Genomic DNA, 26281 nt, shown 5'->3' with positions numbered 1-26281 from the left:
GCGCCCCCCGATCGATTCGGCGAGCATCAAATCTATCGGTCGAAAGGACCGCGACCGGCACCGTGGGCGGCATGACCACCACCCCGACGGTGACCGCCGCACGCCAGCGACCGGAGCCCTGGCCACGATCCTTCCGCCTGCTCTACGCGGCCTCCCTCATCGATGGCATCGGCTTCCACGTTGGTCAGTTGGCCGTACCGGTGCTGGCCGTCTCCCTGCTGGCCGCCAGTCCCGGTCAGGTTGGAGTTCTCGCCGCTCTGAGCACCGCCGCCTTCCTGCTGATCGGCCTGCCGGCCGGCGTCTGGGTCGACCGGCTGCCTCGCCGTGCAGTGCTGATCACCGCCGACTTCACCAGGGCGGCGTTGGTCGCATCCGTGCCGCTGGCATGGTGGGCCGGCTGGTTGAGCATCCCGCAGCTCTATCTGGTGGTGCTGCTGACCGGCGTCGGCACCGTCTTCGCCGACGTCGCCGCACAAAGTTGCCTGCCCGAGTTGGTCGGCCGGAATCGGCTGGTGGCCGCCAACTCGCTGATGATGAGCACCGGCGCCACCATGCAGATCGCAGGACGAGGACTCGGCGGCCTGGTCGTGCAGACACTCACGGCACCGATCGCGATCGTTCTGGACGCGGTGGCCTACGTTGCGTCCGGGACGATCCTGTCCCGCGTCCGCACCGGTGCTCCCCAACGGCCTGCGACCGGGACGACGGGCGGGTTCGTTCGACAGCTCAGCACGGGCGTGCGGCACGTGACCGGCAACCAACTGCTCCGCCCGCTCGCCGTCTCCACCGCGAGCATCAACCTGACAATGCAACTCACCACGACCATGTTGCCGGTGGTCTTCCTCTGCGAACTGGGGCTGGGCGCCGCCGCCCTCGGCCTGTTCCTGGGGGTGGGCGGGCTCGGCGCTCTTCTCGGCGCGTTGAGCGCGCGACCGCTCGCCGAGCGGATCGGCAACGGCCGCTCCCTCTGGCTGCCCGGTCTGCTCGTCGCACCGCTCGGCGGGTCCGTCGCGCTGATCGACAACGGGCCGATGCTCTGGGTGGCGGCCTTCGGCTGGCTGATGTTGGCCTGGCGGACGGGGATCGGCAACGTGATCGGGGTCAGCCTGCGCCAGAGCGTCACCCCGGACGGACTGCTCGGCCGGATGAACGCCACCTTCCGATTCCTGCTCACCGGGGCGCTCACCATCGGCGCGATCGTCGCCGGCGTGCTCGCCCAGTACGCGGACGTTCGCACCGCACTGGTGGTCGGTGCACTCGCCAACGGACTGACCTGGCTGCCGGTGTTCTGCTCACCGCTGCGCACGCTGCACCGGCCACCCACGGTCGACTGATCCCATCCGCTGTTACGGGCCTGTTACGCCACAGCGAAATGGTCGTGCCGTGCCGAGGCCACGGTCGAGATCGAGGGTCACCGGCACACCGCCACGACGTGGCCCCGAGCAGCGGACGGAGGCACCACGATGAGGATCAGAAACGCGCTGACGGCGCTGGCGATCGTCCTGGCCGGGCTGGTCGCCGGCGCGGGCAGCGGCCACGCGGCGAGCATCACCGCAGCGACAGCGTCGCCGTACTGCGGGATCACCTGGGGCAGCGCCGACAAGACGGCCGGCACGCTGAGCGACGCCCCACTTGTCGACGTACGGACCGGTCGGCACGACTGCTACGACCGGGTGGTGTTCGAGTTCGCCGGCCCGGTGGACGGCTACTCGGTCGGCTACGGCGAGACGTGGACCGAGGGCGAAGGGTTGGCGCTGTCGCCGTACACCGCCGGGGGTGCCCTGCTGCGGGTCTCGCTGCGGGCACCCGCCTACGACGCGGCCCACTCCGGCACGATCCCGTACGCGGTCGGCGAGCACACCGCGAACCTGCTGCGCTACCCGACGCTGCGCGACGTCGTCTTCGGCGGCAGCTTCGAGGGCTACAGCACCTTCGCGGTCGGCGTACGGGCCCGGTTGCCGTTCCGAGTGCTCGTGCTGGCCGGGCCCGGCACACACAGCCGGGTCGTGCTCGACGTGGCCCACCAGTGGCAGGAGTGACAGGTCGGCGACGTCTCCCGGCCGGACGGTTCGCGACCGTCCGGCCGGGCGGGCATCACCTGGGCGAGCCCTGCTCAGGGGCGTCCTCGGCCAGGTGCCAGACCTCCCGCATCGGCGCCCACCAGTGCCCCGACCCGGGTTCGGCGAGCGACTCCTGACACGGATCGGTCAGCTTCCACCACTCCTGCGTCTGCGGGTCCGCGGCGATGAGCCGCTGGTCGGCCTCGTAGTCGTCACCGACGTACTCGTAGTAGCCGAAGAGCAGGTCGTCGTGGAGGAAGATCGTGTAGTTGCGGAAGTTCGCCTCGCGCAGCGTCTGCTCGACGCTCGGCCAGACGTCGGCGTGTAGCCGCAGGTACGTTTCCCGCTGGTCCGGGCGGAGCCGAATCACACAGCCAAAACGTTGCACGTCGTGCCCTCTCGGGTGAGCTGACCGGGTCGGGAGCAAGGTAGTTCACCGACCCGCCACCGTGGCACCCCGCAGAGCCGGCCGGGCCGCCGACACCGACCGTTTCGCCAGGTCGCACGCCATGAAGGCGGGTCTACCCTCAGGTGATGGAGGGCCGCGTACTGGTGGTCGAGGACGACGCCTCCATCCGGGAGGTCACCGCCCTCGGTCTGCGCCGCGCCGGCTTCCGGGTCGACACCGCCGTCGACGGGCGGCAGGCCCTGGCGGCATGGCGGGCCCACCCGGTCGACCTGATCGTGCTCGACGTCATGCTGCCGGGCCTGGACGGCCTTGAGGTGTGCCGGGAGATCCGGCGGACCAGTCAGGTGCCGATCCTCATGCTGACCGCCCGCACCGACACGCTCGACGTGGTGGTCGGCCTGGAGTGCGGCGCGGACGACTACCTACGTAAACCCTTCGACCTGCCCGAACTGGTCGCCCGGGTCCGCTCGGTGCTGCGCCGGGCCACCGCGCCGGTGGCGGCGAGCACCATCGAGGTCGGCGGGCTGGAGATCGATCCGGGCAGCTTCGTGGTGCGCCGGGACGGCCGGGAGGTCACGCTGACCGCCACCGAGTTCCGCCTCCTGCTGGAGCTGGCCCGCCGCCCCGGGCAGGTCTTCACCCGCGAGCTGCTGCTGGACCTGGTCTGGAACCACAGCTTCCTCGGTGACTCGCGCCTGGTCGACGTGGCGGTCCAGCGGCTGCGCGCCAAGATCGAGGACGACCCGGCGCACCCACTGCTGGTCCGCACCGTGCGCGGCGCCGGCTACAAGCTGTCCACCGGCTGAGGAGGAGGGTCGGCGATGGCCGGACGCGCTGTGGCACCGGGCCGTCTGCGGCGCCGGCTGACGATCGCCTTCGTGCTTGTCGCCGGGATGTCGGCCGGGCTGCTCGCCGGCGGGACCGGGCTGCTGCTGCGGCAGTCCTGGATGGACGCGTCGCTCCAGGAGGCCGCCGCCGACGCCCGCTACCAACTCGTCCTCGCCGGACAGTTCCTGCCGCTTACCGAGCAGCGCAGCACCGAGCTGCTCACCAGCTTCGAGAGCAGCGGCCGGCACGTGGTGCTCGTCGACGGAGCGGCCCGCCCCTCGCATCCGGAGTACGCCCCGACGCTTGGCACCCGGTTGCGGGCCACTGTCGCGGGCGGGCAGCTCGGCTACCAGCGCTCCGCGCCCGGGATGCGCCCTCGACTGCTTGTGGTCGGCGGACGCATCCCCGGGTCGACCGCCGAGCTGTACGTGCTCACCGACGAGGACGGCATCGCCGCCGACGTGGTTCAACTGCGCAACGCGCTGCTGGCCGGCTGGGTGTTCGTGGTGCTGCTCGCCGCAGGGGTGGGGCACGCGCTGGCCCGCCGCACGCTGGAACCGGTCAATCGGGCCAGCCGGGCCGCCCGGGCGCTCACCGAAGGGCTGCTCGCCACCCGGCTGCCGGTACGCGGGCGCGACGAGTTCAGCGACTGGGCGGCGTCGTTCAACGAGATGGCCGAGGCCCTGGAGGCGAAGATCGCCGCGCTGTCTGCGGCGCAGGCCCGGGAGCGGCGGTTCACGGCCGACGTCGCGCACGAGCTGCGTACCCCGGTGACCGCCCTGGTGGCAGCGGCGTCGCTGCTGCGCGGGCACCTCGACCAGTTGCCCGACGACGCGCGGCCGGCGGCGCGGCTGCTGGTCGGCGACGTGGTCCGGCTGCGCCGGCTGGTGGAGGACCTGATGGAGATCTCCCGGCTGGACGCCGGGCGGGAGCGGCCGAGCGTCGAGCCGGTGGACGTGGTGGCCCTGCTGCACGGGATCGTCGCGGCGCCCGGCTGGTCGGCGCGGGTGCTGATCAGTGGCGAGCCGATCGTGCTGCGCACCGACCCGCGCCGGCTGGAGCGGGTACTTGCCAACCTGGTGTCCAACGCTGTCGAGCACGGCGGTGGCGAGATCCGGGCAACTGTGGCCGCGGCGGGTCCGCTTGTCGTCGTCGAGGTCACCGACCAGGGGCCGGGCATCCCGGCCGAGCATCTGCCCCGCCTGTTCGACAGGTTCTACAAGGCCGACCCGTCCCGCTCCGCTCCGGGCAGTGGGCTGGGGCTGGCCATCGCCCGGGAACAGGCCACCCTGCTCGGCGGCGTCCTGAGCGTGCGCAGCGAGCCGGGTGCCGGCACACGGTTCCGGCTGGAGCTGCCCGCGCACGGTCCCGGCGGCGTGCCACGTCCGGCGGCGCACCCCGATGGGGAGACCGCCAGCCCGAAGGGTGGCGTGGGATGAGCTGGCGCCCGCTGGTCATTGTCGTGCTCGTCGCCGTGCCTCTCGTCGGCGGCTGCGGCACCCCGCGCTCCGGCGCCCTCGGCCCGGCGCCGACCGCACCGCCGTCGAGCGCCGCGCCCACCGGACGCCCGAGCCCCATCCCCACACCGCGGGCCACGCCGACGCCGACATCGTCGCCGGCGGTCACCGGCACGCCGCCGCGCCCGCTGGCACCGATGCCCACCGCCACGCGCCACCAGGCCACGGTGACCATCGAGCTGTGGTACGTGCGGTCCGGGCAGCTCGTTCCGACCCGGCGGACCCGACCGGCCACCGTGGCGACGTCCCGCCTGGCGCTGACCGAGTTGGCCGCCGGACCCACACCCGCCGAGGCCGCCACCGGGTTGACCACCCGGTTGCCGGCCGGCGCCGAGGTCACCCGGATCACCGACGGCGTGGCGACACTGCGGGTCCCACCCGCCGGCGATCCTGCAGAACAGCGCCTCCGCGAGGCGCAGGTGGTCTGGACGCTCACCCAGTTCCCCAGCGTCCGGCAGGTCCGCTTCGGTGGCGGCGACCCGGTCGGCCGGGCCGACTACGCGGGCCTGCTGCCGCCGATCGTGGTCACCGGCCCCACCGTCGGCGAACGGGTCACCGCTCCGCTCACCGTCACCGGCAGCGCCGACGTGTTCGAGGCCACCGTGAGCGTCCGGGTGCGCGACGCCTCCGGCCGGGAGGTCGCCACCGGATTCGGCACCGCCAGCTGCGGCAGCGGCTGCCGGGGCGCGTACCGGGTGGTGGTCGGCTGGCGTACGAACCGCGAGCAGCACGGCACGATCGAGGTTTACGAGGTGTCAGCGGACGACGGCGCGCGGATCAACACGGTGGCCGTGCCGGTGATCCTCGCGCCCGGTTGAGGAGCGGGGCTCACGTTTCGAGGTGGCGGCGATGGTTATACCGCCGCCGGGCGGGCTGTCCGGCCCGAAGGATGACCGCAGCACGGAGGCATCACCATGGCCGGAGCGACCTCGACCGCGCCCGGCGCACCCGGCACCGGGGCGTCGACAGACACGCAGCACCCGCGGCGCTGGCTGGCGCTGGTGGTCATCGCCCTCGCGCAGCTGATGGTGGTCCTGGACGCCACAATCGTGAACATCGCGCTCCCGCAGGCCCAGGCGGCCCTGGGGATCAACGACGCGAACCGGCAGTGGGTGGTCACCGCATACACGCTGGCCTTCGGTGGCCTGCTGCTGCTCGGCGGCCGGATCGCCGACTACTGGGGTCGCAAGCGCACGTTCATCGTCGGCATGATCGGCTTCGCGCTGGCCTCCGCGCTGGGCGGGCTGGCGACCACCGGCGAGATGCTCTTCGCCGCCCGGGCGTTGCAGGGCGTCTTCGGCGCGCTGCTCGCCCCGGCCGCGCTGGCCCTGCTCACCGTCCTGTTCACCGAGACCACCGAGCGGGCCAAGGCGTTCGCCGTGTACGGCGGCATCGCCGGTGGCGGGTCGGCTGTCGGCCTGCTGCTCGGTGGGGTGCTCACCGAGTACGCCAACTGGCGCTGGTGCCTGCTCGTCAACATCCCGGTCGCCGCCGTGGCGATCTTCCTCGCCCTGCCACTGGTGCCGGAGAGCCGGGCGCACGGCAACACCCGCTACGACGTACCGGGCGCTGTCGTCGTCACCGCGGGCCTGGTCTCCCTCGTGTACGGCTTCACGAAGGCCGCCGAGGACGGCTGGGACGCCGCCGCGACGCTCGGTTTCATCGCCGCCGGTGTGGTGCTGCTCGCCGTCTTCGTGGTGATCGAGCTGCGCTCCAACCATCCGCTGCTGCCACTGCGGATCATCCTGGACCGCAACCGGGGCGCGGCGTACCTCACCTCGACGCTTATCGGCGCCGGCCTGTTCGGCGCGTTCCTCTTCCTGACCTTCTACTTCCAGGTGGTGCTTCGGTACACGCCGCTGGAAGCCGGGCTCGCGTCGCTGCCGGTCACCGCGGGTGTGCTGATCGCCGCCGCCGGAGCCAGCCAACTGATGCCCCGGCTGGGCGCCAAGCCGCTCATGGTCGGCGGGGCCGCGCTCGCCGCCGTCGGCATGCTGCTGCTCACCCGGATCGACGTGGACACCTCGTTCCTCACCCTCCTGCTGCCCGCCCAGGTCATCCTCGGCATGGGCCTCGGTTTCACGTTCGTGCCGCTGTCCAGCCTGGCACTGTTCGGGGTGCCGGAGCACGACGCCGGCGCGGCCAGCGCGACGCTCAACGCCACCCAGCAGATCGGCGGCTCGTTGGGCACCGCCCTGCTGAACACCATGTACACGAGCGCGGTCACCGCGTACCTGGTGTCGCGGGCACCGAGCCCGGCCACCCAGGTCAAGGCGCTGGTGCACGGCTACAGCGTGGCGTTCGCCTGGGGCGCGGCCCTGATCGTGCTCGCCGGCCTGATCGCCCTGTTCCTGATCAAGGTGCGCAAGGGGGACATCCGGACCAGCGGCACCGCGCACATGGGTTGAGCGGTCCGACGGAAGCCGGCCAGCGTCGGATAGCGTTTCGAGGACCGTCGACAACCCGCTGAGGAGATACATGCCCACCTCTGCCGATGAGATCATCACCGCTCTGCGGGCCGGCCACGAGGAGTTGGCCGCGCTCGTCCGGGACCTCAAGGAGGACGACCTGATCCGACCGTCGGGTGCCAGCGAGTGGCAGGTGTCCCAGGTGCTCAGTCACCTGGGCAGCGGCGCCGAGATCGGCCTCGCCACGCTGAGCGCCGCCCGCAGCGGCGAGCCCGGCCCGGACGGTGACTTCAACCGCGGTGTCTGGCAGCGGTGGGACGCGATGTCCCCGGCCGAGCACGCCGCCGGGTTCCTCGCCACAAACGAACGTCTCGTCGAGGCGTACGAGGCACTCGACGTCGACACCCGCGCCACGCTGCGCATCGACATGGGTTTCCTGCCCGAACCGGTGGACGTCGCCACGTCGGGCCGGTTCCGGCTCAGCGAGTTCGCCCTGCACCAGTGGGACGTCGAGGTGGCGTTCAACAGGTTCGCGTCGGTGACGCCGCAGGCGGTGCCGTTGCTGCTCGACCACGTCGGCGGCATGCTGAGCTGGACCAGCCGGCCACAGGAGCTGGCCGGCCGGGAAGCCACACTGCTGCTGCGGCTGCACCGGCCCGAGCGGACGTACGGGCTGCGGCTGGGCGAGCGCGTCGAGGTGGTCGACGCGCCCGAGCAGCCCGACGGCGAGCTGACCGCACCGGCCGAGGCGTGGCTGCGACTCGCGGTGGGCCGGCTCGGGCCCGCGTACACGCCCGACGGAGTACAGGTGACCGGCCCGGTGACAGTGGACGACCTGCGCCGGGTCTTCGTCGGTTTCTGACGCGCGCATACCGCGCGGGCCGGTCGTTCCCGGCCCGCGCGGCCCGTCACCCCTTGACGCAGACCACCTGCTTCAGGTGCGCCACCACCTCCACCAGGTCCTCCTGCTGCGCCATCACCTCGGTGATGTCCTTGTACGCGCCGGGGATCTCGTCGATCACCCCGGCGTCCTTGCGGCACTGGACCCCGGCGGTCTGCGCGACCAGGTCGTCCCTTGTGAACGTCCGCTTGGCCTGCGCCCGCGACATCCGCCGGCCCGCGCCGTGCGACGCCGAGCAGTACGCGTCCGGGTTGCCCCTACCCCGCACGATGTACGACCCGGTGCCCATCGACCCGGGGATGATGCCCAGGTCACCCTTCCCGGCCCGGATCGCGCCCTTGCGGGTGACGAGCACGTCCACCCCGTCGTAGCTCTCCTCGGCGACGTAGTTGTGGTGGCACGAGATCGGCTCGTCGTAGGACACCTGCGGGAACTGCTCCCGCACCACACCGCAGAGCAGGGCCACCATCACCGCCCGGTTGCGCCGCGCGTACTCCTGCGCCCACCACAGGTCCCGCCGGTACGCGTCCATCTCGGGCGTGCCCGCGAGGAACACGGCGAGGTCCCGGTCGGGCAGGTCGGCGTTGTGCGGCAGCGCTCGGGCGACCCCGATGTGCCGCTCGGCCAGCTCCTTGCCGATGTTGCGGGACCCGGAGTGCAGCATCAGCCACACCCGGCCGTCGTCGTCGCCACCCTGCTCCAGGCAGACCTCGATGAAGTGGTTGCCGCCGCCGAGCGTGCCGAGCTGCCGCTGTGCCCGGGTCTCCAGCTGCGCCACCTTGCGGTCCAGCCCGGCGAACCGGCCCCAGAAGTCGTCCCAGCCGCCCTGCTCCAGGCCCCGGACCCGACGGGGGTCGACGGCCCGGTCCCGCTGCGCGAAGCCCACCGGGATGGTGGCCTCGATCGCGGAGCGCAGCCCGGCCAGGTCGTCCGGCAGGTCGGCGGCGGTAAGCGAGGTACGCACCGCTGACATGCCGCAGCCGATGTCCACGCCGACGGCGGCCGGCGAGACGGCCTGCCGCATGGCGATCACGGAGCCGACAGTGGCGCCCTTGCCGAAGTGCACGTCGGGCATCACGGCGACGCCCTGCACCCAGGGCAGCGCGCCGATGTTGCGCAGCTGCTTGGCCGCCTGCGGTTCGATGGCGTACGGGTCGGTCCAGACCCGGACCGGCGCCCGGGTGCCGGCGAGGGGCGTGAATCCCATCGTGGTCTCCTTGTGTGGGTCCCGGCCCATCGTTGCAGGGGGTGACCGGGAACGATCGCGGTCCGGGTCGACCGGAGCGCGGGAAGTTCAGCGGATACGAAAAAGCCGCCCGATCCTCAGGGGGTGGGCGGCTACCGGACGCGCTCGCGTCAGCGGTGGAGCCGCCCGGACAGCCGGCACTCGGCGCGACGGCCGAGACCCCGATACCACGCGCCGGATGGCAACGCGGCACCCGCGCCCGGCGTACGCCAGGGTGTGGTGGTGCGGGCGCGCTGCGACACGGCGTGCTCCTCGGGGGGTCTGATCGGTTGACCTTGCGTCGGGAACGGTAGACGGGCCGGCGGGTGTCCGCAAAGGATTTCACACGTGGGAGCCGCCTGCACCGGGCGGAAAAAGACCGGCGCCCCCACACCCGGGAGGGTTGGGGGCGCCGGATGACCTGGCTAGGACGTGCAGCTGTCGTGGACCTCTGTCACAGGTCGGTCCAGAACTCCCGCAGGACGGCGGACAGCTCGTGCGGAGACTCCAGGGGCGTCAAGCGGCCGGCCCCGCTCACCTCCGACACGCGGCCCTTGGGCGCCTTGTCGGCGTAGCCCTGGGCGACCGACCTGTCGAACACGGTGTCCCCGGTGGCCGTCACGAAGTTCGTCGGCACCGTGATGCGGCTCGGCAGGTCGGTCCGGTCCGGCGTCCGCCCGCAGGTACGAAGCGTCGCCACCACCATGTCCAGGCGGGTGTCCTGCATCATCTGGCGATAGCGGGCCAGGCTCTGCAGGCTCGCCCCGGACGCGACGATGTACTCGGCGAACCGCCGGTAGACGGCGTCGATGCCCTCGCGTACGGCGAGCTTGGCCATCTCGTCCCGGTACAGGCGGTACGCCGGGGTGTCGGCCGGCAGGTTGGGGCTGAGGAACGACATCGAGCGGACCAGCTCGGGGTACCGCTCCGCAACCAGCCCACCGACCACCGAGCTGAGGCTGAACCCCACCAGGTCGACGGGTTGCCCGTCGCCCAGCTCACGGGCGACGGCGGCCACGTCCTCGACGTACACGTCGAGGTCGAGGAGGTCGTCGGTGGTGATCGGGTCGGACAGGCCGAACCCGCGCAGGTCGAGCGACACGCACCGCCTGATGTCGGACAGGTCGGCGATCTGGTCCAGCCAGAACGTGCTGTCCAGGATGAAGCCGGCAAGGAACAGGGCCGTCGGGCCGGAGCCGGACTCACGGAAGTGCAGGTTGGTCTTGTTGACGTGCAGGTGTGGCATCAGGGGGGCTCCCGGAGTCGGAGATCAATGGTCCTTCGGGACCGGCTGGTTGAGGATGTCGCGGAGCGCGTCTCCGAGGACGTAGAACGCCACGATGGTGGCGGTGAGGAACACACCGGGCACGATGGCCACCCACCAGGCTCCTTGCAGCTCGGTCTGTGCTCCGCCGAGCATCGAGCCCCACGAGAAGTCGGGAACCTGCACGCCGAGACCGATGAAGGACAGCGCCGACTCGACCAGGATGAGACCGCCGACCGACGTCGTCCACAACACGATGACGCTGCTGGACACGCCGGGCAGAAGGTGCACGCGCATGATCCGCGCGACGCTGGACCACTGGAGCCGGGAGGCTTGCACGTACTCCATCCGCTTGAGCTGCGAGACGGTGACGGCGATGGTGCGGGCGTACGTCGCCCAGCCCCAGAACGACAGCAGGATGACCAGGTTGCGCAGGCTCGGCCCGAACAGGGCGACAACGGCGATCGCGATGACGTAGAAGGGCAGCGAGAACTGGATGTCGGCGAACCGCAGGATCGTCGGCCCCACCCGCCGCTCGAAGTAACCGGCGATCAGGCCCATCGTCGTACCCAGCAGCATCGCGATGGTCGCCGAGATGGTGCCGACGAACAGCGAGATGCGTGCTCCGTGGAGGATGCGCGAGAGCAGGTCCCGTCCGAACTCGTCGGTGCCGAACAGGTGCGTCGTGTCGCCACCGTCCAGGAACGCCGGAGGCTGCCGGGACCTGGCGAGGTCCTGGACGACGGGGTCGTGCGGGGCGATCAGCGGCGCGAAGATCGCCGTGAGGGCGACGAGCAGCAGGAACCCCAGCGCCACCATCGCGCCGGGGCGGCGCACGAGCCGCCCCAGCGGGCCGCGCGAGCGCGTCCGTACGTCGGTTTTCGGCACGGTCGGGCCCGCCTCGCCGCCCACACCGGGCTGGAGCGCTTGCTCCGTCATGACACACCCACCTTCGTCCGCAGGCCGGAGTCGATCAGTCGGTTCACGACGTCCGCCAGAAGGTTCACCAGCCCGACCATCAGCGTCACGACGAACACCCCGGCCATCACGATGGGAAAGTCCCTACCGTGTACGGCGTTCACCAGGAGCGCGCCGATCCCGCGGTAGTTGAACAGCGGTTCGAGGACGACCAGCTGGCCCACGGAGAACGCGAACAGGATCCCCGAGTACGAGATGATCGGCGGGAGCGCCACCGGCAGGACATGCCGGAACATGAGTCGCCCCTGTGAGATCCCCTTCGATCGGGCGACGAGGACGAACGGGCGGTGCAGCACGTCCGCGACCTCACCTCGGGCCAGCCGGGCCAACGCGGCCGTGTGGCTGGCGGTCATCGCGATGATGGGGATGATCGCGTACTCGATGCCGCCCGACCCGGTCGCCGGCAGCACCTTCCACTGCAGGGCCAGGAAAAGCACAAGCACGATCGCCAGCCAGAAGTACGGGACCGCCTGCAACAGGAACGACCCGCCCATGAAGATCTGGCCGATCCGGAACTTCCCGGCCCGCGCCACCGCGCTGCCCAGCGCGATGCCGAGCAGCATGGTGAGCACCTGGGCCGGTAGGAGGATCAACATGCTCGCCCCGAGCCGGTCCGTCACCGCGGTCAGCGCGTCGCCGCCGAAGGTGAAGGACCGGCCCAGGTCGAGGACTGCCAGGTCACCCATGAAGCGGAGGTACTGGCTCAGCAGGGAGCCCTCCAGCCCCAGTCGGGCCCTCGTCGCCTCGACGATCTCCGGCGTGGCGTCCGGTCCGGACAACACCTCCGCCGGATCACCCGAGACGCGCAGGAGCACGAACAGCACTGTCATCACACCGGCGACGGTGAGGACCAGCTGGGCCAGGCGACTGATCAGATACGTCAGGTGAGCCACGTCTATCGACCCATCCGCGCGGTGCCGACAGTCATGACTTCGTCACTGTCGACGCGTCCACCCAGAACCCGGTGCTCGGGTCGTACCCGGAGACGTCGGAGGTGTTGGCGACCACCCACTGCTGGCCGAACAGGAAGATGAAGGGGAGCTCCTTGTGCAGGTGGGCACCCATCTCCTGGAGGACCTTCTCGCGGGCGGCGGAGTCCATCTCGTTGCGGGACTTCTCCAGCAGCTGGTCGTAGTGCGCGTCCACCCAGCCCTTGCGCCCTTCGGCACCGGCCGTGGGGTAGCGGTAGGTCAGTTCGGCGTCGAACAGCGGCGAGTAGTTCATGCCCTTGACGAACAGCGGCCACTTGCTGCCGTTGTTGAAGCCGTCCACCCACACCGCGAAGTCCAGGACGGTGACCTTGACGGTGATGCCAATGGCCCCCAGCTGGCCGCTGATCGCCTCCATCAGCGGCTTGTTCACCGGCAGGCCTGCGATCTCGGTGGAGAAGGGCTTGACGCCCTCCCGAGCCAGGATGTCCTTGGCCTGCTGAAGGTCGAACGGGATGGCCTTGATGTCCGGGTTGTGGCCGAAGCAGCCCTTGGCGGTGAGCTGGCCGGGCAGCGGGTCGCCGGCGCCGTTCATCACCGCGCTGACGATGGAGTCCACGTCGATCGCCAGGTTCAGCGCACGACGGACCTCCAGGTTGTCGAACGGCGCGATCTTGGTGTCGAACTGCACGGCCAGCGGCGAACCGGTGGACACGACCTCCACCTTCATGTCCGAGCCCAGGTTCTTGAGGGCCTGCACCGGCAGGTTGTGGCCGATGTCGAGCTGCCCGGACTGCATCGCGGCCAGGAAGGCGCTCTGGTCGGAGTACTGCATGTACTCCACCCGCGAGTTGGCCGGCTTACCTTCCCAGGGGTCCTCCGCCGCTTCCAGGGTGATCTGCGAGTTGGGGACCACCTTGGTGATCCGGTACTGCCCACTGCCGACGGGCGCGAGGCCGAACGCCTCAGTGCCGGCAGCGGTGTACGCCTTCTCGGGCACGATGAACAGCAGGGCGGTCCGCTTCTCCAGGATGGCGTCCGGCTTGGTGGTGCGGATGCGCACCGTCAGGTCGTCGACCACGTCGACCGAGCTGACGTTGGCGATCAGGGAGGCCAGGGCCAGGCCTTCCTTCTTCGTGATGTCGTAGGAGAACTTGACGTCCTTGGCGGTCAGTGGCGTGCCGTCGGAGAACTTCACACCTTCGCGGAGCTTGAACTCCATCTCCGTATCGGACAGCCGCGTCCACGAGGTGGCCAGCCCCGGCTCGATCTTCAGGGTCGACGGGTTCATCCGGGTCAACGCGTCGAAGGCGAGGTAGTTGGCGCTGTGTCCGAGGGACTTCAGCGGGTTGGCGTCCGGGTCCAGCACCGACGTACCGATCCTGATCGGCCCGCCGGCGCCGGCGTCCTCGTCGTCGGACCCGCAGGCGACGAGCGCCGGAGCGACTGCGAAGGCGGCGCCGACGAGCGCCGTGTAGCGGAGGAAGTCCCGACGCGATCGCACGGTCCGGGGGTTGACGGCGTCAGTCATGTGATGCTCCTGCACTGGGGTTTGGCGAACTGGTGAGGGCGGTGGTGCTCTGAGCCGCGGTCGCGGCGGGTGGCCTGGGCCAGGTTTCCGGCTGAGGAATGCGGGCCGTGGCAGTTGCGGACAGCTCCAGCACTCCCGGCCGATGGCACGCCACCCGACGACCGCTGGGCGTGGCCTGCAACGGCGGGTACTCGGTCGCGCACTTGTCGACGGCGATCGGGCACCGCGAACGGAAGTGGCAGCCGGCCGGGGGGTTGATCGGGGACGGCACCGACTCGGCCTCGGACGGCGCGGCAGGACCACGCGACCGGGTGGACACCAGCAGGTGGGTGTAGGGGTGCAACGGCTGACGCATCAGCTCCACCGTGGGCCCCGCCTCGACGATCCGTCCGAGATACATCACTGCGCACTCGTGGCTGAGGTGGTGGGCGAGCCCGAGGTCGTGCGTGATGAACAGCATCGCCAGGCTCAACCTGCCCTGAAGCTCCAGGAGGAGGTTGACGATCTGCGCCTGGCTGGTCAGGTCGAGAGATGCCGTCGGCTCGTCGGCCACGAGCAGCTTCGGGCTCAACGCGAGCGCACGGGCGAGCCCGATGCGCTGCCGCTGGCCGCCGCTGAGCTGGCTGGGGCGTCGGGTCTCGACCGACGCCGGCAGGCCGACCATGTCGAGGACCTCCCGCACCCGGTCGGCCGGGCTGAGGCCGTCGGGCAGGCCGTGGATCTGCAGCGGCTCCGCGATGGAGTCGCCGACGCTCATCCGCGGGCTCAACGAGGTGTACGGGCTCTGGAAGACCATCTGCATCCGCTGGCGGATCGTGCGCAGGTCACGGTGTCGCAGGTGGGTGATGTCCTCGCCGTCGAAGCGGATCTGGCCGTCGCTGGGCTCGTCCATCCGGACCACGCACCGGCCGAGGGTGCTCTTGCCCGAGCCACTCTCGCCGACGAGGGCGAGGGTCCGCCCACTGTCGATGCGCAGGGAGACACCGTCGACGGCCCGGAGCACGCGGCCGCGCGACAGCGCGAAGTGGCGCCGGAGGCCGTCCACCTGAAGCAGGCTCGACGTGCCCGGGGTGGCTTCCGAGGTGTTGCTGGTGCTCATGACGCCGTCTCCTGAGAAGCTGACACGAGGCAGGCCGCGGACCGCTCGGGCACCGTCGCCAGCGGCCGGAGGACGGGGGTCTCCACGCTGCACCGCTCCTGTCGGAACGGGCACCGGGGTGCGAAGCGGCAGCCGGGGATGTCGACGTCCGGTCGGGGTGGCGCCCCGTCGAGGATCGTCAGGGGCGTGAAGGGCTCGCGCTCACCGGAGTCCGGGTGGGCGTTGAGCAGCGACCACAGGTACGGGTGCTGAGGGGTGGCCAGTGTCGCGCGGGTAGGCCCGTGTTCGACGACCTGGCCCGCGTACATGACGACGATCCGGTCGGAGTAGTCGGCCGCGATCGCCATGTCGTGGGTGGTGAGGATGACGCCCGTTCCCATGTCGCTGGTCAGGGCGCGAATGAGGTCGAGCACCTGCGCCTGTGTGGTGACGTCGAGTGCGGTCGTCGGTTCGTCGCAGATCAACAACGGCGGGTCGACCGCGAGTGCCATCGCGATCACGACCCGCTGGAGCATCCCGCCGGACAACTCGCGCGGGTAGGCGCTCAGGCAGCGCTGCGGTTCGGCGATGCCGACCCGGCGGATCATCGCCAACGCCTGTTCGCGAGCCTCGGCGCGGGAGCACCGTTGGGCCGCTCGAATGGACTCGATGACCTGGAACCCGATGGTCAGCACGGGGTTCATGGCCGAGCCGGGATCCTGGAAGATCATCCGAGCGGCGGAGGCGCGGAACTGCCGGAGCCGTCGGCTGTTCATCGTCGTGACGTTCTCACCACGGAACTCGACGGTTCCGTCGGTCGCGAGCTCCGGTGGCAGCAGTCCCAGGACCGCGAGCGACGTCAGCGACTTCCCGGAGCCCGACTCCCCCACCACCGACACGATCTCGCCGGCGCGGACGTCCAGGGACACACCCCGGACCAGGGGTATGTCGCCAACGCTGATGCGGAGGTCGCGGACGCGCAGCAGCGGCTCATCCGCAGACTGCGTGACCGTGTCGGCAACGGTGCCGGTCGTCATGGGGGACGTCACGACAGCGGCACCACGGTGGTAGCGAAACCCGAAACCACATTCCGCTCAGCGGAACGTGGTTTCACCTCAAACGCTTGACACATCGGTATCGCTCCTCACTCCAGCACTGCGGGATCCAGGCCCGCAGCACGGCTCTTCCGCTCCGCGAAACGCCGTTTCGCAGACGCTAAACTCTGCCTGGCTGTTGGTCAACGGCTCCGAAACGTTCACCTGACTGGCCGTTTGGACGTCGAATCGCACCCTTCGGCCACCCCGGCTCCGCCGGGCGCGCCGGTGCTCAGCGCGACGCGCGCCGCCCGCCATCGACGGTGACCGCGGTACCGGTCACCCAGCCCGCGTCGGCCCCGACGAGGTAGGCCACGGCCCCCGCCACGTCGTCCGGTTCGCCGACCCGACCGAGGGGCACGTCGCGGGCGAGCGACGCCTCGTGGGAGGCCAGAACCGCCGCCGTGGCGGGCGTCCGGACCAGGCCCGGCACGACGGAGTTGACCCGGATGCCGTGCGACGCCCACTCGACAGCGAGGGTGCGCACCAACGACGCGCAGGCAGCCTTGGCCGCCCCGAAGTGCGCGAGGTCCGTCGCCGCCCCCTCGGCCAGGCTGGAACCGACGTGCACGATGCTCAGCGGGCGCGACAGCCGGATCGACCGACGCGCCGCAGCGCGTGCGCACCTGAAGAAGCCTCCGACGTTGAGGTCCAGCACCGCACCGAACGTCTGATCGTCGATCTCCAGCGCCGCGCTGCGCGGCGCCCCACCCGCGCTGCACACCAGCACGTCGGGGTTTGGTCCGTCGGCGAAGAGCGCCTCGACGGCCCGGCTGTCGGTGACGTCGAGGTGGGCAGCGCGACCGCCGACCTCGGCGGCCACCTCGCGTGCGGCATCGAGGTCGACGTCGGCGACCACCACGTGCATCCCGTCGCGGGCCAACCGTCTGACCACTGCCGCTCCGATGCCCGACGCCCCGCCGGTCACCACGGCGACGCGGGTCACCACGGCAGCGCGCGCCGCGCCGGGGCCACTCGACACCCGCTCCCATCGGCACACCAGTCGTCGGAACGACGTTCTCTTTCGCGTACCCGGAACATTGGCTCTACCCCTCACTTGGCACCATGGGAAAAGAACCGACAAACGATCTTCCGCACTGCGGAACGCTGTTCCCACTTGTACGCTAAGCTCTGCCTCGCCGGCAGGTCAACGTCTCGGGCACCCTGAGCTGGATGACGATCTGGGCGCCGGCACGCTCCCCTCGGCCGCGGGGCGCTCAAGCCGGCCGAGGGGAGCGCTGGCCCCACCCACACGTCGCAGCCCACGCACATGTCGCAGCCCACGCAAGGCGCGGGCGCGCACGGCTGGGACGCCGCCGCTGGACGCCCGTTGTCCAGGTCAGCCGACCCGTCCGGGTCAGCCCACCGACGAGCGGGCCACCGGGGCGGCGAAGAACGTGTCCGGGTACGGCTCGTCGCGGAACCTGTAGTGCCACCACTCGCGGTCGTAGTTGACGAACCCGGCGTCGGTCATCAGCCGCTTCAACAGTTGACGGTTGGTACGCGCCGTCGGGCTGACGCGGCTGTCGGCCGTGTGCGCCCGCGTGTCGAAGCAGTCGAAGCCGGTGCCCATGTCGACGCTGTTGTCGGCGAACCGTTGCCCGACCGGCGCCGTGCAGGCGACCTGCGGCTGCCCCGGCAGGAACGGAGGCTGGCTGGCCGGAGGCTCGTCGACGAGCGTCAGGTCCACGGTGCTGCCACGGCTGTGCGCCGTGGGCGCGCCGATGTAGCCGTCGGCGAAGAGCCGGTCCTTGTCCAGGTGCGGATAGAACTCGGCCTTGGTCTGCTGCTCACGCGGACGCTTCGACCAGGCCACGAAGTCGTCCACCGCCGGCTGCGGGCGGTAGCAGTCGTACACCTTGAGGCTGTGCCCACCGGCGAGCGCGGCGTCCTGCGCCCGGCGCAGCGCCTCGGCTGCCGGCCGGGTCAGCAGGCACAGCGGCTCCGGGTAGCCGGCGACCGGCCGACCCACGAAATTGTGGTCGGTGGCGTACCTGATGTCGGTGTGGATGCGCGAATCGACGTCGCCCAGCACCACGAAACCCGGCAGCCGGTCCGCGGCGGACGGCCCGGCACCCGCCGAGGTCGGCCCCGGGCTTCCCGACGCCGGCGCGGGAGCTGCCGGCGTCGGGCCGGAACGCGGGTGCGAGCAGCCGCCCAGCGCCGCGACGAGCGCGAGCACGGCGGCACCGCCCACCCGGCCTGACCTGCGCACCCGTTCTGTCTACCAGCCGCACCCGGTGCTCCACGCCCGATCAACCGACTGCCGCCCGCGACGGATCAGCGAGCGACGACCGGATCCGCTCCCACCGGTCGCACCATCTCGGCGTCGTCGACAAGGTGCCCGCGCAGGAACCGCAGCGCCGCCTCGTCGTCGTCGATCCCGCCAGCCTCGTGACCGTTGTACCGCCACACCGCCAACTCGGTGGGCCCCGCGTGGGCGTTCACGGCGGCGTAGACCCCCGACGGCGGCACGATGTCGTCCATCAGCGCCACCGAGTACCGGGCGGGCCGCTGGCAGCGCCGCGCGAAGTTGACCCCGTCGACGTACGCCAGGGTCGTGAAGACCTGATCCTCGGCGCCCCGGTGGACGGCCAGGTAGTCACGGATCTCCCGGAACGGCCTCGCGTCGGTGACCACCACCGAGCGCGGGATGTCGCAGAGGAACGGCACGAGGGCGACCACCGCGCGCACGCCGGGCGCCAACGCGCCGGCCGCGAGGGCCAACCCGCCGCCCTGGCTCTGCCCGAACACCGCCACCCGGGTGGGGTCGACCATCGGCAGGCCACGGACGGCGTCCACCGCCCGGACCGCGTCGGTGATCAGCCGCCGGTAGTAGTACGTGTGGGGATCGGCGATTCCCCGGGTCATCACACCGGGCACTTCCGGACCGGCCACGCCCGGATCCCCGGTGGCACCGCGGCTCCAGCCGGACCCCTGCCCCCGGGTGTCCATCTGCAGGTGGGCGAACCCTGCCGACGCCCACAGCAGGTTCTCCAGCGGGTGCCCCCGACCGCCGCCGTAGCCGACGTACTGCACGAGGGTCGGCAGCGCCGTATCCGCCCCGCGAGGCACCCGCAGCCAGGCCCGTACGGGGTGACCGGCGAAGCCCGCGAACGTCACGTCGAACACATCGATGCTGGTCAGCCCGGTCGTCACCGGTTCGATCCGGACCGGCCATCCGGCGGCGCGGGCCTCGGCCAGGGTTCCGGCCCAGAAGTCGTCGAAGTCGCCCGGGTCGCTCACCACGCCACGGTGGTCGCGGAGCTGGTCCTCGGACAGGTCGGTGTACATGGCGTCCTCGGTCCGTAGATCGACAGGGAACAGGCGGCGGCCGCCGGACGGCGACGGCAGGCAGCACACCGGAAGGTGCCCGATAACTTACCGGTACCGTTCCGCAACTCCGCCGAACGCTAGAACCGACCTGCCATGTCGTCAACCCACGTTCGTGAGGCAAGATGGCGCGAAGGGGCGGGAACACCGTTCCGGGACAATGGTATGGCGACGGCTTGCGGTCGCTCTTCCGGACCGGTGAGGAGACGCGGGTGGGCGCGGACGACGGACGCAGGGTGACCATCACCGCGATCGCACGGGAGGCCGGAGTTTCGGTGCCGACCGTGTCGCGGGTGCTCAACGGACGGTCCGATGTGGCCCCTGACACCCGGGAACGGGTCGAGGAGCTGCTGCGCCACCACGGCTACCGGCGACGCAGCAGCCGCAGCGTTCGCCGCGCCGGCCTCGTCGACCTGGTCTTCAACGACCTGGACAGCCCGTGGGCGGTGGAAATCATCCGCGGGGTGGAGGACGTCGGGCACGGCGCCGGCGTCGGCACCGTGGTCTCCGCGATCCACAGGCAGCCCACCGCCGCCCGGCAGTGGCTGCAGAATCTCCGGACCCGGGCCACCGACGGCGTCATCTTCGTGACGTCACACCTGAGCCCGCCCCTGCACGCCCAACTCCGCCGCCTCAACGTGCCGGTGGTCGTCGTCGACCCGGCCGGCGTTCCGGCCATGGACGTACCGACCATCGGCGCCACGAACTGGGCCGGCGGGCTCGCCGCGACCGAGCACCTGCTGGCGATCGGGCACCGGCGGATCGGGTTCGTCGCCGGGCCCACGCACCTGCTGTGCAGCCGCGCCCGCCTCGACGGCTACCGCGCCGGCCTGGAGGCGGCAGGCGTACCGGTGGACGACGCGCTGATCTACCCGGGCGACTTCTACCACGCCTCCGGCTTCTCCGGCGGCACGGCACTGCTCGACCTGGACGACCCGCCGACAGGCATCTTCGCCGCCAGCGACCAGATGGCCTTCGGCGTGTACGAGGCCATCCGGCGTCGCGGTCTGCGGGTACCCGACGACGTCAGCGTTGTGGGTTTCGACGATCTGCCCGAGGCCCGCTGGGCGTCACCGCCACTGACCACTGTGCGGCAGCCGCTTGTCGAGATGGGCCGGCTGGCGGCCCGGACGGTGCTGCGACTGGCGCAGGGCGAGAGCATCGACTCCCCCCGGGTGGAACTCGCCACCGAACTTGTCGTGCGGGACAGCACCACCGCGCCGCCGACCGGGTCATCACACCCGTCATGATGGCCCGAATCGTGTCGGATCCTGGGTTGGCCCGTACCGGTCCGGAAGCCGAAATTTTCGGTCCGCCGGCCGTCGTTCGTACTGCTGGCACTCGCCTGGCTGAGCGACCTCACCGACGATAACGCCCGCACCTGGCCGCGCGACCTCACCGCCGGCCCCGCCGGTGACGTACCGGCGCGGTGGGCGACCGTGAGTCGCCCACCGCGCCGTACGCGTCAGTGGTGGTGGTGGGACCGGACGGCTCGACGGATGTCGACCGGCAGCGCGGGCGCGCCGTCGACCGGTGCCGGATCCTCGGCCGTCGGCGCCACTCCCCCGGCGGCGATCCGGTCCAGGGTGGCCAGCCCGGCGGTATCGACCTCACCGAAGATCGTGTAGTTGGGGCGCAGCGCCGAGTCGGCGTACACCAGGAAGAACTGGCTGCCGTTGGTGTCCGGCCCGGCGTTGGCCATGGCCAGCACGCCCCGGGCGTAGAGCCGGCGGACGCCTGTCGGATCGGTCGGCGCCGGCGGCAGGTCGGTCGGCAGCTCATCGCGGTAGCGGTAGCCGGGGCCGCCCTCGCCCGTGCCGGACGGGTCACCGCACTGCAGGACGCTAAGCGTGGGGTACGCGGTGAGCCGGTGACACGACGTGCGGTCGTAGAACCGCTTGCCGACCAGGTGCAGGAAGCTCTGTACCGTGCACGGCGCGGCCTCCCGGTCCAGGGTCAACCCGATCGGCCCGTGGTTGGTGGCCAGGGTCACCCGGACGGTGCCCCGAGTCGGCGTACGGCGGGGGTCGGGCGGCAGCGGCACCGGGCGGGCGGCCGGCTCGTCGGGCGTCTCGGTGTACGCGCAGGGGCCGTGCGTGGTGCGCGGCGGACGCTCGGCGGCGGACGCCGTCAGCGCGCCGCGGGATGCGCCATGCGCTGTCAGCGCGTCGCGGGCGGCGCTCGGTGCCGCGACCGCTGCGGCGGCGGCGCCGGCGACAAGCGCCCCGGCGAGCGCCGTCACGCCCGCGAGGCGGGTGAGCGCGCGCACCGGTCGGCGGGGTACCGCCACACCGGAGGTCGGTTCGAGTTCACTCGACACAGGGATCCTCCTGGACTCGTGGTGCCAGAACGACCGGAGTCTATGGACACCAGAGCCGGTTGTCGATTCGTTCAGGGCAGCCGGCGGCGGCGCCACAGCAGCCCGCCCATCAGCACCAGTACCCCCGCGCCACTCACGGCGGTCACCAACCACAGCCATCCCGCGCCGGGGTGCGGGCCGCTGGCAGCGGCCGGCCGGGGCGCACCGGGTGCGGCCAACGCCGACGGCGCGGCCGACGGCGTGGCGGTCAGCTCGCCGGGCTCGACCAACCGGCCCACTGCGGCATCACGGGGCAGCGAGAAGCCCCAGTCCAGCAGTGCCGCGCCCTGCTCCCAGCCGCGCATCGGCGCCGGTTCGGCACCCAGCAGCGTCACCACGAGCCGCCGCCCACCGCGCTCGGCCGCGCCGACGTAGGTGTGCCGAGCCAGGTCGGTGAAGCCGGTCTTGCCGCCCAACGCGCCCGGGTACCGGTAGATGAGCTGGTTCTCGTTCTGGATCTGGAAACCCTTGGTGCGCTGCGCAGGCTGGGCCGGGATGGCCGTCTGGTCGGTGAGCGCGTACCGCCGGAAGGTCGGCTGGGCGAAACAGGCCCGGGCGATAAGCGCCAGGTCGTACGCGCTGGTGAACTGTCCCTTGGCGTCCAGGCCGGACGGGGTGACCGCGTGCGTCTGCAACGCGCCGAGCCGGTGCGCCTCCTCGTTCATGGCGCGCACGCCGCCGGCCGCCCCGTCGGAGCCGCCGCCCAGCCGGGCCAGGGCGTTCGCCGCCTCGTTGCCCGAGTTGAGCAGCAACCCCAACCAGATCGTCTCGATGGTGTATCTGCCGCCCTCCACCAGGCCGACGGCCGACGAACCGGGCTCGATGTTCATGTCGGCGGCGGTGACGGTGACCGTCTGCTTCGGGTCGAGCCGGGGCATCATGGTGGCCGCCAGCAGCAGCTTCTGCACGCTGGCCGGGGTGCCGTACTCGTGCGGGCCGCAGCCTCCGAGCACCTGACCGGTGTCGAGGTCGGCCACCAACCACGACGTGGCGGTGATCGCCGGCGGCGCGCCCACGCCGGCCGGCACGACCAGGCCGCTGGTGGCCAACCCGGCGCCGCCGACGGTCCGCTGCTCGGGCACGTCGGGCGGGGGCGTGGGCCGGGGCGGCCGGGACACCGCAGGCGCCGGCACCCGGGGGCACCGCACGGCCTGCGCGGCGCCAGCCTGCGCGGGGGCAGCCGGCGATGCTGGCGCGGCGGTGACCGGCCCCGAGGCGAGCAGGGCGACGGTCGCCGTCACCGCCAACAGCGCAGCTCTCATGTGCCCGACCCTAGTCAACAAGATCGCCCGGCGGGACCGGATGCCGCCGGACGGATCGTCTCGGTGACAGGCGGGCCGTCTTCACGGGCGCGCACCGCCGACCCGGTCGCCGCCGGCGGCAATGGCTCATCGAGTACGTCAGCCGACTCCACAGGTCAGGCGACGTGCCGTAGCCACCGCCGCTGCCAGGGCGTCTCCACCGCCTTCGGGTGATAGCCCGCCCGCACCCACGGCACCGCCCGCTCGACGGGCAGACCGTCGAGGATCGCCAATGCCGCCAACGCCGTACCCGTACGACCCACCCCGCCCCTACAGGCCACCTCGACGCGTTCACCGTCGTACGCCCGCTGCAGGGCATCCCGCAGGGCGTCGAGTGTGTCCGCCCGGTCGAGCGGGACCCAGAAGTCGGGCCACCGGATCCGCCGATGCGGCCACGCCGGAGCCGGGCCGGGCGCCAACAGCAGGGCGAAGTCAGCCGGCGACGCGGTCGCGGCGACACGGCGCCCGCGCACCGTCGTTCCACCGGGCAGTACGAGCACACCCGACTGCTCAGACCAGGGCTGCGCGACAGTCACCTGAGCATTGTGCCGCGAAACAAGCACCTGTCGGGCTCCCGTACCGACACAGCGCTGCCCCCGACCGGGTGGTGGCGAGGGCGGTGTCGGTGTGCGGGTCGCCTCTCGGCGAGTGGCGCGACGCGACTCCAGCCTGACGGCATTCCGCGGCGGCGCCTGCAGGTGAGGCGGCCTATCGGGCAACGGCACCTGTGGATGGGCGCGGCTACTCTCGCCAGCATGCCGCACCTCCGTCTCAGAGCGCGCTACATGGTTCCCGTCTTCCTTGCCGTTCTAGCAACCTGGATCTGGAACATACCGACGCCAATCGACGAGCCGGACCTGCCGGCAGAGATGTTCGTGGTGGCAGGCACGGTCGAGTCGTTTCGGACCACAAGCGCGTCGACGGGAAGCGGCAACAGAAGGATCGCCGCACCGGTGTATCTGGTGACGGTCCGCGAGCACCCCCGGGTCGAGTTCAGCGTACGAAATCTGCCGAGCAAGGAGCTGGTGCCCGGCACGCCGGTCCGGTTCGAGATGGGCAGTGACCCCGGCCCGACGCTGGAGAGCGGACGTGTGTTCGAAAACGCCCTCTACCGGATCAGGGCCGACACTTTCGTCGCCGACGGCATCGTGCTCTACACGGCGGCCGAGGTGAGGGCAGCACGCGAGGCACGCACCGACACGGCACTCATGAGGTACCGCAGCGTCTCTCTGTTGATGTGGGCTGTGGTGGTCATCTGGATCGCGCTGCTGGTCCGGCGCCATCGGGTACTGCTGCGCTCTTTGCTACACCCCGACGGCGCGTCAACCATGGCTGACAGGTTGCGAAGGTGGGTTTACAGAGAGTAGGACCACACCACCGCGCCGGACCACGCAGTCGTACCCGTGCCCGGCCCTACCCTGCCCTGCGTTCGTCAGTGCTCGTGGGGGGTTTGTGAGCCGCTCCGGTAGAGCGTTCCGCGCCCACTCGGGTCGGGTACGCCAGGCGTCGGGGTGATCGGGTCGGGGGTGACCTCGACGGCGGGCTCGGGGTTGCGGGCGGCGCGGCGGGCGCGCAGCACGCGGGACCCGACGAACCAGGCCAGGGCCGCCACGCAGACCACGATGACGACGTTCTGGAGGATGCCGACGTAGTTCTCGACGAGGTGCCAGTTGTCGCCGAGCAGGTAGCCGGCCAGCACGAAGGTGCTGTTCCAGATGAGGCTGCCGAGCGTGGTGTAGAGCAGGAAGATCCGTACCGGCATCCGTTCCACACCGGCCGGGATGGAGATCAGGCTTCGGAAGATCGGAATCATCCGGCCGAAGAAGACGGCCTTCACGCCGTGCCGCAGGAACCACGCCTCGGTGCGGTCCACGTCGCTGAGTTTCACCAGCGGCAGCCGCTCCACGATGGCGCGCGTCCGGTCACGCCCCAGTAACGCGCCGATGTAGTACAGCGCCAGGGCGCCGACCACCGATCCCAACGTCGTCCAGAAGATCGCCCCGGCGAGGCTCATCCGGCCCTGCGCGGCCACGAAACCCGCCAGCGGAAGGATGATCTCGCTGGGGATCGGCGGGAACAGGTTCTCCAGTGCCACCGCCAGGCCGGCGCCCGGCCCGCCGAGTCGTTCCACCAGGTCGGTGACGTAGCCGACGATGCCATCCTGTGGCGGTTCGGCCGCAGCGCTGGGGGTTCCGGTGGCGAGCACGGCGTGGGACGTTCGAATCATGCCCCCACGCTACGAAGTGTTCCTGAGAGTCGGCCACGCGGGCCACCCCCCGGTCGAGCACGCCGCCCCTTGCGAAGGGGGCGCGCAGAACCGTACCCCACTGCGGCTCGCGGTGGCGCAGCCTTCGTGCGTACCCCTGGATGTCGCGGAGAACGCGCGGGCGCACGCCGCCGCGGTCCGCGCGGCGCACGCCCGGGTTGTCGTTTTTCCGGAGCTGTCACTGACGGGGTACGAGTTGCAGGGGCCGGCCGTGTCGGTCGACGATCCCCGGTTGGCGCCGCTGGTCGAGGCGTGCGCCGAGACGGGCACCCTCGCGCTTGCCGGCGCGCCGGTCGCCGGTGAGCACATCGCCACGCTGGCGGTGACCGGCGACGGCGCGACGATCGCGTACCGGAAGATGTGGCTGGGTGACATGGAGGCCCGCCGCTTCCGGCCGGGCGACACGCCGACGGTGCTGGATGTGGACGGCTGGCGGATCGGCCTGGCGATCTGCAAGGACACCGGCGTCGCCGCGCACGCGGCGCAGACTGCCGCGCTCGGGATCGACGTGTACGCGGCGGGCGTGCTGGAGTCGGCGTGCGACGCGGCCGTGACGGACGGGCGGGCGCGGCGGATCGCCACGACGCACCGGGTGTGGGTGGCGGTGGCGAGCTTCGCGGGATCGACGGGTGGCGGCTACACCGAGGCGGCCGGCGGGTCGGCGATCTGGTCGCCCGCGGGCGAGGTGCACGCCCGCACGGGCACCGAGCCCGAAGCGCTGGCCCGGGCCGACATCGGCTGACGGCACCGGGCCGACCGGCGAGATGGGGGCCCCGTCACCCACTTCGCCAGACCAGGCG

General features: G+C 71.4%; 25 protein-coding genes. 10 read left to right on the top strand and 15 right to left on the bottom strand.

Annotated elements, in window-relative coordinates; translation table 11 throughout:
* Positions 1-71 precede the first annotated feature (71 nt).
* Entirely contained in the window at positions 72-1334 is a 1263-nt protein-coding gene (locus ACPXB1_RS14305; RefSeq protein WP_425735386.1) for an MFS transporter, read from the top strand.
* 129 nt (positions 1335-1463) lie between these two features.
* Positions 1464-2039, top strand: coding sequence for an AMIN-like domain-containing (lipo)protein (locus ACPXB1_RS14300; RefSeq protein ID WP_355597207.1), 576 nt, complete (start codon positions 1464-1466; stop codon positions 2037-2039).
* A 55-nt stretch (positions 2040-2094) separates the two neighbouring features.
* Here the strand turns inward: ACPXB1_RS14300 and ACPXB1_RS14295 are convergent, their stop codons facing one another.
* Positions 2095-2430, bottom strand: coding sequence for an L-rhamnose mutarotase (locus tag ACPXB1_RS14295; protein ID WP_355628640.1), 336 nt, complete (start codon positions 2428-2430; stop codon positions 2095-2097).
* 164 nt (positions 2431-2594) lie between these two features.
* On the opposite strand from ACPXB1_RS14295, the gene ACPXB1_RS14290 reads away from it, so the two are divergent.
* From ACPXB1_RS14290 to ACPXB1_RS14270, 5 genes are all read left to right on the top strand, one after another.
* Entirely contained in the window at positions 2595-3275 is a 681-nt protein-coding gene (locus tag ACPXB1_RS14290; RefSeq protein WP_355597211.1) for a response regulator transcription factor, read from the top strand.
* A gap of 15 nt (positions 3276-3290) precedes the next feature.
* Positions 3291-4736, top strand: a complete 1446-nt coding sequence (locus ACPXB1_RS14285) for a HAMP domain-containing sensor histidine kinase (protein ID WP_355628643.1) — start codon at positions 3291-3293, stop codon at positions 4734-4736.
* Positions 4733-5632, top strand: coding sequence for a Gmad2 immunoglobulin-like domain-containing protein (locus tag ACPXB1_RS14280; RefSeq protein WP_355597215.1), 900 nt, complete (start codon positions 4733-4735; stop codon positions 5630-5632). Before ACPXB1_RS14285 ends, ACPXB1_RS14280 begins: the two co-directional genes overlap by 4 nt.
* 96 nt (positions 5633-5728) lie before the next feature.
* Positions 5729-7222, top strand: coding sequence for an MFS transporter (locus ACPXB1_RS14275; RefSeq protein WP_355597217.1), 1494 nt, complete (start codon positions 5729-5731; stop codon positions 7220-7222).
* Between the two features lie 70 nt (positions 7223-7292).
* Positions 7293-8084 (top strand): maleylpyruvate isomerase family mycothiol-dependent enzyme, encoded by a 792-nt coding sequence (locus ACPXB1_RS14270; RefSeq protein ID WP_355597219.1) that lies wholly within the window; start codon positions 7293-7295, stop codon positions 8082-8084.
* A gap of 46 nt (positions 8085-8130) precedes the next feature.
* Here ACPXB1_RS14270 and ACPXB1_RS14265 read toward each other — a convergent pair whose 3' ends face one another.
* The 10 genes from ACPXB1_RS14265 to ACPXB1_RS14220 all read right to left on the bottom strand — a co-directional run bounded on the left by ACPXB1_RS14265 (position 8131) and on the right by ACPXB1_RS14220 (position 19516).
* Entirely contained in the window at positions 8131-9330 is a 1200-nt protein-coding gene (locus tag ACPXB1_RS14265) for an RtcB family protein (protein ID WP_425735385.1), read from the bottom strand.
* 472 nt (positions 9331-9802) lie between these two features.
* A complete protein-coding gene (locus tag ACPXB1_RS14260; protein ID WP_355597223.1) occupies positions 9803-10594 on the bottom strand; it encodes an alpha/beta fold hydrolase in 792 nt (263 codons plus the stop codon).
* 24 nt (positions 10595-10618) lie between these two features.
* Positions 10619-11551, bottom strand: a complete 933-nt coding sequence (locus ACPXB1_RS14255; RefSeq protein WP_355597225.1) for an ABC transporter permease — start codon at positions 11549-11551, stop codon at positions 10619-10621.
* Complete coding sequence (locus ACPXB1_RS14250) at positions 11548-12483, bottom strand: ABC transporter permease (RefSeq protein ID WP_053656262.1); 936 nt, start codon at positions 12481-12483, stop codon at positions 11548-11550. Before ACPXB1_RS14250 ends, ACPXB1_RS14255 begins: the two co-directional genes overlap by 4 nt.
* Before the next feature lie 31 nt (positions 12484-12514).
* Complete coding sequence (locus ACPXB1_RS14245; RefSeq protein ID WP_355597227.1) at positions 12515-14050, bottom strand: ABC transporter substrate-binding protein; 1536 nt, start codon at positions 14048-14050, stop codon at positions 12515-12517.
* Positions 14043-15149, bottom strand: coding sequence for an ABC transporter ATP-binding protein (locus ACPXB1_RS14240; RefSeq protein ID WP_355628652.1), 1107 nt, complete (start codon positions 15147-15149; stop codon positions 14043-14045). Before ACPXB1_RS14240 ends, ACPXB1_RS14245 begins: the two co-directional genes overlap by 8 nt.
* On the bottom strand, positions 15146-16177 hold the full coding sequence (locus ACPXB1_RS14235) for an ABC transporter ATP-binding protein (protein WP_355597231.1): 1032 nt from the start codon (positions 16175-16177) through the stop codon (positions 15146-15148). Before ACPXB1_RS14235 ends, ACPXB1_RS14240 begins: the two co-directional genes overlap by 4 nt.
* 277 nt (positions 16178-16454) lie before the next feature.
* Positions 16455-17204 (bottom strand): SDR family NAD(P)-dependent oxidoreductase, encoded by a 750-nt coding sequence (locus ACPXB1_RS14230; protein ID WP_355628655.1) that lies wholly within the window; start codon positions 17202-17204, stop codon positions 16455-16457.
* A 375-nt stretch (positions 17205-17579) separates the two neighbouring features.
* Positions 17580-18437, bottom strand: coding sequence for a M15 family metallopeptidase (locus ACPXB1_RS14225; RefSeq protein ID WP_425735384.1), 858 nt, complete (start codon positions 18435-18437; stop codon positions 17580-17582).
* A 65-nt stretch (positions 18438-18502) separates the two neighbouring features.
* Positions 18503-19516, bottom strand: a complete 1014-nt coding sequence (locus ACPXB1_RS14220) for an acetylxylan esterase (RefSeq protein ID WP_425735383.1) — start codon at positions 19514-19516, stop codon at positions 18503-18505.
* Positions 19517-19767: 251 nt separating this feature from the next.
* Here ACPXB1_RS14220 and ACPXB1_RS14215 point away from each other — a divergent pair, with 251 nt between their 5' ends.
* Positions 19768-20805, top strand: coding sequence for a LacI family DNA-binding transcriptional regulator (locus ACPXB1_RS14215; RefSeq protein WP_355597236.1), 1038 nt, complete (start codon positions 19768-19770; stop codon positions 20803-20805).
* 215 nt (positions 20806-21020) lie between these two features.
* Here ACPXB1_RS14215 and ACPXB1_RS14210 read toward each other — a convergent pair whose 3' ends face one another.
* The 3 genes from ACPXB1_RS14210 to ACPXB1_RS14200 form a co-directional block, all read right to left on the bottom strand.
* Positions 21021-21875, bottom strand: coding sequence for a peptidylprolyl isomerase (locus tag ACPXB1_RS14210; RefSeq protein ID WP_355597238.1), 855 nt, complete (start codon positions 21873-21875; stop codon positions 21021-21023).
* A gap of 71 nt (positions 21876-21946) precedes the next feature.
* A complete protein-coding gene (locus ACPXB1_RS14205) occupies positions 21947-23176 on the bottom strand; it encodes a D-alanyl-D-alanine carboxypeptidase family protein (RefSeq protein WP_355597240.1) in 1230 nt (409 codons plus the stop codon).
* A 155-nt stretch (positions 23177-23331) separates the two neighbouring features.
* A complete protein-coding gene (locus tag ACPXB1_RS14200) occupies positions 23332-23751 on the bottom strand; it encodes a protein-tyrosine phosphatase family protein (protein WP_425735382.1) in 420 nt (139 codons plus the stop codon).
* A 219-nt stretch (positions 23752-23970) separates the two neighbouring features.
* On the opposite strand from ACPXB1_RS14200, the gene ACPXB1_RS14195 reads away from it, so the two are divergent.
* Positions 23971-24582, top strand: coding sequence for a hypothetical protein (locus ACPXB1_RS14195; protein ID WP_425735381.1), 612 nt, complete (start codon positions 23971-23973; stop codon positions 24580-24582).
* Positions 24583-24647: 65 nt separating this feature from the next.
* Here the strand turns inward: ACPXB1_RS14195 and ACPXB1_RS14190 are convergent, their stop codons facing one another.
* Entirely contained in the window at positions 24648-25442 is a 795-nt protein-coding gene (locus ACPXB1_RS14190) for a DedA family protein (protein ID WP_355597246.1), read from the bottom strand.
* A 112-nt stretch (positions 25443-25554) separates the two neighbouring features.
* Between ACPXB1_RS14190 and ACPXB1_RS14185 the strand changes: the two genes are divergently transcribed.
* Positions 25555-26223, top strand: coding sequence for a carbon-nitrogen hydrolase family protein (locus tag ACPXB1_RS14185; RefSeq protein WP_425735380.1), 669 nt, complete (start codon positions 25555-25557; stop codon positions 26221-26223).
* Positions 26224-26281: the final 58 nt, after the last annotated feature.

It is taken from the genome of Micromonospora sp. DT68, from assembly GCF_049847245.1.
Classification (GTDB): Bacteria; Actinomycetota; Actinomycetes; order Mycobacteriales; family Micromonosporaceae; genus Micromonospora; species Micromonospora profundi.
Note: the sequence above shows the minus strand (reverse complement) of the source record. Positions and strands in the feature narration are given on the sequence as shown.